The sequence below is a fragment of the Planktothrix sp. FACHB-1355 genome (assembly GCF_014748295.1).
Classification (GTDB): domain Bacteria; phylum Cyanobacteriota; class Cyanobacteriia; order Cyanobacteriales; family Aerosakkonemataceae; genus Aerosakkonema; species Aerosakkonema funiforme_A.
On record NZ_JACJUP010000449.1, the window covers coordinates 1 to 4,922 of the forward strand.

At 42.9% G+C, this 4,922-nt stretch carries 5 protein-coding genes; all 5 read left to right on the top strand.

The features are described from left to right. Positions 1-117: 117 nt before the first annotated feature. The 5 genes from H6S82_RS18085 (at position 118) to H6S82_RS18105 (ending at position 4,794) form a co-directional block, all read left to right on the top strand. Complete coding sequence (locus H6S82_RS18085; RefSeq protein WP_190467776.1) at positions 118-864, top strand: alpha/beta hydrolase; 747 nt, start codon at positions 118-120, stop codon at positions 862-864. A 74-nt stretch (positions 865-938) separates the two neighbouring features. Next, a complete protein-coding gene (locus tag H6S82_RS18090; protein ID WP_190467779.1) occupies positions 939-1,580 on the top strand; it encodes a hypothetical protein in 642 nt (213 codons plus the stop codon). Between the two features lie 149 nt (positions 1,581-1,729). Continuing rightward, on the top strand, positions 1,730-2,950 hold the full coding sequence (locus H6S82_RS18095) for an RNA-guided endonuclease TnpB family protein (protein WP_191056506.1): 1,221 nt from the start codon (positions 1,730-1,732) through the stop codon (positions 2,948-2,950). A gap of 49 nt (positions 2,951-2,999) precedes the next feature. Then, the gene (locus tag H6S82_RS18100; protein ID WP_190467784.1) at positions 3,000-3,797 is read left to right on the top strand and encodes a TspO/MBR family protein; all 798 of its coding nucleotides are present in this window, start codon (positions 3,000-3,002) and stop codon (positions 3,795-3,797) included. Further along, a complete protein-coding gene (locus H6S82_RS18105; RefSeq protein WP_190467788.1) occupies positions 3,790-4,794 on the top strand; it encodes an alpha/beta fold hydrolase in 1,005 nt (334 codons plus the stop codon). Before H6S82_RS18100 ends, H6S82_RS18105 begins: the two co-directional genes overlap by 8 nt. The last annotated feature ends 128 nt before the right edge of the window (positions 4,795-4,922 follow it).

Genomic DNA, 4,922 nt, shown 5'->3' on the forward strand with positions numbered 1-4,922 from the left:
TTCAAATTGAAATAGACACATCTTTAATTAGCATCGCCTCAGAATTAGTCGCCCAAATCACCGGAATAGAAAAGGAAAAATAGCTAACCCCTAGCCCCTAACCCCTAACCCCTACCTATGAGTCTTTTTTGCCTAGTTCACGGAGCCTTCCAAGGCGCTTGGTCTTGGGATTTGTTAATTCCTTACTTAGAAGCGCAAGGTCACAAAACAGTAGCAATGGATTTGCCAATTGAAGACGCATCGGCAAGTTTATCGCAATTTGCAGATGTAGTAATTCAAGCGCTGCCAAAAACTGATGACGATCTTGTCCTGGTCGGTCACTCAATGGCTGGTACTGTTATTCCCCTTGTTGCAGAAGCGCGTCAAGTGCGTCAATTGGTATTTCTTAGTGCGCTTATTCCATGTCCGGGATTCAGTACAATTGACCAATTTTCCCACAATCTCGATCCCGATAGTCTCAGAGCGTTAAATTACGAACCGAAAGAGCAAAGTAAACTCGCACAATTCAATGATGAACCCGATCTATTTAATCCAGTTTCTGTTGGTAAAGATTTTTCAGATGAAGCAGTATTGATAGAACTTTTCTATCACGATTGCGAACCGGATGTCATGCGCTGGGCGCTCTCAAAAGGACGATCGCAGCGATCGATGGCATATATTTATGATGTCAATCCGCTGAATTCTTTACCAAATGTAGATTATAAATATATTGTTTGTAGGGATGACCGGATAATTTCTCCGGCATGGTCGCGCTACGCTGCACGTAAGCGATTGGGAGTTGATGCGATAGAACTGCCGGGAGGACATTGCCCGCATTTGTCTCGTCCTGCTCAGCTTGCCTCCGTATTAACTAATCCTACCTAAAACTGGTAGCCGATCGATTTATACTCAGATGTTGCACCCTATTCATTTTGCACTGAAGCACGGGGATAAAAATCTTGGGTATAGAACTCCGCAGTTACGTATTTCTGGACAGCTTGCAGCCTCAATACGCCGCTTACTTGGGCACGGTGTCTCAAGGGTTTTTGCCATTACCGGGGGATGCGTCCCTGTGGATTGAGATCTCGCCTGGTATAGAAATTAACCGGATTACCGATGTCGCGTTGAAATCTGCCTCTGTACGTCCGGCGGTGCTAGCTGTGGAAAGGCTTTACGGTCTTCTGGAGATTCATTCTAGCGTGCAAGGCGAGACGCGGGCTGCTGGTAGAGCGATATTGGAGACGATCGGAGTCCGCAGAGAAGAGTGTATCAAACCGCGAGTGATTTCCAGCCAAATTATCCGCAATATTGATTCTTACCAAACACAACTGATCAATCGCGGTCGGCGGGGACAGATGATTTTGACTGGACAAACGCTTTATGTGTTAGAAGTTGAGCCAGCCGCTTACGCACCACTGGCGGCGAACGAAGCAGAGAAAGCGGCTCTGATTAATATATTAGATGTTCATCCGATCGGCAGTTTCGGACGAGTTTACTTGGGTGGTGCAGAACGCGATATTTTGGCGGCTTCCCGTGCGGCGCTGGTAGCAATTGAAAGCGTACCTGGGAAAGAAAATTTTCCCCCAGGACGTAAGGAATAGCTTACCGTTTTATCAGAGAAATGGGTGAAAAACCCCGTCCTTCTAGGACGGCTTTTCTTTCATAACGTAATATTAAGGGTTTTGACATCGTGCCATATATTTGTGGAGTTAAAGCTATCATAAATATATGGTAATGAGGTCGATAAACCATGTTTGTATTCGAGTTTAAATGCCAGGGAAAGCCAGAGCAGTATGCGGCAATCGAGTCAGGCATTCGCACTTCCCAATTCATCAGGAATAAATGCCTGAGATATTGGATGGACAACAAAGGCGTTAATGGCTACGACCTCAATAAATATACTGCCAAACTAGCCAAGGAATTCCCATTTGCAAATAAACTCAACTCGACAGCCAGACAAGCTTCTGCCGAACGTTGCTGGAGTGCGATCGCCAAATTTTTCGAGAACTGCAAGAAAAAAATTCCCGGTAAGAAGGGATTCCCTCGCTTCAAAAAGAACCAACGTTCGGTAGAGTACAAGAAATCCGGATGGTCACTTTCTGAGGATAGAAAAAAGATCGCCTTCACCGACAAGAACAAAATCGGCACGCTTAAACTAATCGGAACTCACGATTTGCACTTCTATCAATTAGAGCAAATTCAAAGAGTCAGATTAATTAAGCGTGCCGATGGTTTTTATTGTCAGTTTTGCATTGCCAGTGACTTAGCCAATGAAGAAGTTAAGCCAACAGGTAAATGTATCGGTATTGATATGGGATTAACCTATTTCTATACTGACAGCAATGGTGAAAAAGTAGATAATTCCAGGCATCTCAGAAAGTCAGAGAAGGCATTAAAGCGATTGCAACGTCGAGTTGACAAAAAGGTTAAGGGTTCCAACAATAGAAGAAAAGCTATTAACCGTTTGGGAAGAAAGCACCTAAAAGTGTCTCGTCAGCGTAAAGACTTTGCGGTGAAGTTAGCAAGGTGCGTAATGAAATATAATGATTTCGTGGCGTTTGAAGACTTGAAGGTGCGGAACATGGTGAAGAATCATCGTTTAGCTAAATCAATTAATGATGCCGGGTGGTTTTTGTTTCGGGAATGGTTGAAATATTTTGCCATTAAGTTTGGCAAGGTTGCGGTTCCCGTTGCATCTCATTACACGAGCCAAGAATGTTCTAATTGCGGCGATAAAGTAAAGAAATCCCTGTCGATAAGAACACACATTTGTAAGTGTGGAACTGTATTAGACAGAGATGAAAATGCCGCGATTAATATTCTATTGAAGGCATTAAAATTGATGGGATATATTTCAAATACCGTAGGGCATACGGAAATCAACGCTTGTGGAGAGACGACTCTCTACCTAAACCTGGAAACAGTGCTTAGGCAAGGTTGCTCGGTGATACAAGAATCTCCATCCCTTTAGGGTGGGGAGTGTCAAACTCTATAAAAGGTTAAGAGGAGATCGATTCTGTATGACAGCTTACACAAATCGCTCGAACTCCGATCGCATGAGACAATGGGCCAACTTAATTGCTATTGTGGCTGCCTTCGGCATCAATATATATAGCAATCTCTTTCCGCCTAACGGACGCACTATTGGTGAAATTTCCAATATCCTGTTCAAGAACGTCCTCATTATTCCCGCTAATTATGCTTTTGCGATTTGGGGATTAATTTATCTAGGTTTAATTAGTTTTGCCATCTATCAATTTCTACCCGCGCAAAGGCAAGACCCTTATCTGCGGCGCATCGGTTATTTTTTAGTAATGGCAAGTTTGGCGCAGATTGTCTGGGTGTTCGTTTTTGAGTACGAATTATTTGCCCGTTCTTTATTGGCGATGTTGGCAATTTTATTGCCCCTGATTGGGATATACTTGGAATTAGGAATTGCGAAAAGAAGGGTGTCGAGAACTCAGAAATGGTTAGTGCAAGTTCCCTTGAGCATTTATTTAGGTTGGATTAGCGTCGCGACAATTGTCAATGTGGCGATCGCACTATATAGTTTAGGTTGGAATGGCGGGGGAATTAGCCCGCAAATCTGGACAGCGATCGTCATGGTTGTGGCGGGTGCGATCGCAGCTACAATTAAGGTGACACGAGATGATTTTGCCTTCCCCCTTGTCATCGTTTGGGCGTTGGTAGCAATTGCCGTGCGTCAAGCTAATCAACTTGCGATCGCTCTGATAGCAGGGATATTGGCATTAGCTTTGGGATTATTGGTTTTGGTGGGTGTGCTGAAACGATCGTCTATTCGGACTAACAATGACTGATTACTCAATTATAACAAAAACGATTATCGAAGAAGCTAAAATTCGCGAAGATGCTCTACCTTTGAAAAATGAAGAGTGTCGATCGCGATTCTTTTTCCACCCGCATCCCACAGAAAAAGTTTTCTTATTTTTCCACGGTTTTACTGCTGCACCTTATCAGTTTGAACCGTTGGGAAAAGCTTTTTTTCAATTGGGTTATAATGTATTAGTTCCTTTGCAACCAGGTCACGGAATCGCGGGAAATTGGAACATTAATAATCCACCTCCTTTACCAGACGATGCGGAAGTTTATCAAATATTTGCGCTCGAATGGTTGCAGGTAACCAAACAATTAGGAAAAGAAGTAATAATTGGCGGCGAATCTAGTGGCGCTACTTTAGCGGCTTGGTTAGCACTCGAACGTCCCCAAGAGATTAGCAAAACTTTACTTTTTGCTGCTTATCTTGGTAGCCACTTGAGAATTATAAATTGGTTTGTGGCCATTCTACCTTTTTATTATGAATGGTTGAATAAAGATAATCCCGGAAGTCATGGTTATGATGGCTTTCTCGTTCCTGCTTTGGCGTTATTTTTACATCTGGGACAAGAAATACTCGATCGCGTGGAAAATACTCCTGCTAGTCCGATGTTAATTATTTCCAGCGAAGACGATAAAGCCGTTAACCTTCACGAACATCAGGATTTATTTAAAGCAGTAGTAAAATATCAGCCGAAATCCTGGTATTACTGCTTTGATAAAGACTTAAATATTCCCCATACAATGATGACCGAAGCGGAAGGAAACAACTACCTAGATTTGCTGATTACCATTTCTAAAGCCTACGTAGAAAGTGAATTAACCTGGGGTGAATTGGATAAAATAGCTCAATTCATGCTCAAAGGTGAAAGTTTTGAGACTGCGGTAGAAAAATTAAATGTCGATCGCCAAGTTTCCCCATATTTGCGCCTGATGATGGAAGCGATCGACAAACAAGCGCTCATCGATTTGCAGTGCTAATTGCGAATAGTTACTAAGGCAAAACTTTGTCCTTTGATTCGACGCAATTCGCTCACTTATGCCAAAAGGCTATATCGGCGAATATCCGGTGTAACCGCAACTAATCCATCCAATTTTTCGATCGCTTT

Coding starts and splice junctions, on each gene's coding strand:
- H6S82_RS18085 (WP_190467776.1), top strand. CDS start 118: ATGAGTCTTTTTTGCCTAGTTCACGGAGCCTTCCAAGGCGCTTGGTCT.
- H6S82_RS18095 (WP_191056506.1), top strand. CDS start 1,730: ATGTTTGTATTCGAGTTTAAATGCCAGGGAAAGCCAGAGCAGTATGCG.
- H6S82_RS18100 (WP_190467784.1), top strand. CDS start 3,000: ATGACAGCTTACACAAATCGCTCGAACTCCGATCGCATGAGACAATGG.
- H6S82_RS18105 (WP_190467788.1), top strand. CDS start 3,790: ATGACTGATTACTCAATTATAACAAAAACGATTATCGAAGAAGCTAAA.